At 35.7% G+C, this 451-nt stretch carries 1 protein-coding gene; it reads right to left on the bottom strand.

Annotated features, from left to right (window positions below; all coding sequences use genetic code 11):
- Positions 1-26 precede the first annotated feature (26 nt).
- Positions 27-362, bottom strand: coding sequence for a hypothetical protein (locus J8L98_RS24635; RefSeq protein WP_210998690.1), 336 nt, complete (start codon positions 360-362; stop codon positions 27-29).
- Between the last annotated feature and the right edge of the window lie 89 nt (positions 363-451).

Here is a 451-nt window from a genome sequence, read left to right on the forward strand (position 1 = left end):
GTATAAACAGTAGTTAAAGCACCCAATTATGCAAGAAATTTGTGCCTGTCCCATCTTATTTCTTTTTTAGGTGAAGCTATAAAATCACCGTTAATAACACTCCAAGAAAACCAGAAGCTAAGTTCCTCTGTGGCTTCTGCAAGCTGAAAAGCTTGGCCCCCTTCTTTTGTATAAGACAGATAAATCTTTACTGAACCAGAGCCTTTAATTTTTTTTGGTACAGTTAAGTGATAAGAATTAGGAATATCATTTTTTTGAACCTTAATTAATTCATCATATTCAGAACCATGTATAGGAAATGTACATGACAATGTATATGAACTGAATAAGATACTAAAAATAAAAACGAACGCCTGAATCATCGAAATGCCTAACTATTTAGTATTTATGCGGCACGTTGTTTGTGCGGCATAATCGCTTGTTGGACTGAGCCGCTACCTGCTCGGTGTGT

Source organism: Pseudoalteromonas sp. MMG013 (assembly GCF_018100885.1).
Classification (GTDB): domain Bacteria; phylum Pseudomonadota; class Gammaproteobacteria; order Enterobacterales; family Alteromonadaceae; genus Pseudoalteromonas; species Pseudoalteromonas aurantia.

What these genes read in the sequence shown, in the direction of transcription:
- J8L98_RS24635 (WP_210998690.1), bottom strand. Translation starts at nt 362, where the DNA reads ATGATTCAGGCGTTCGTTTTTATTTTTAGTATCTTATTCAGTTCATAT.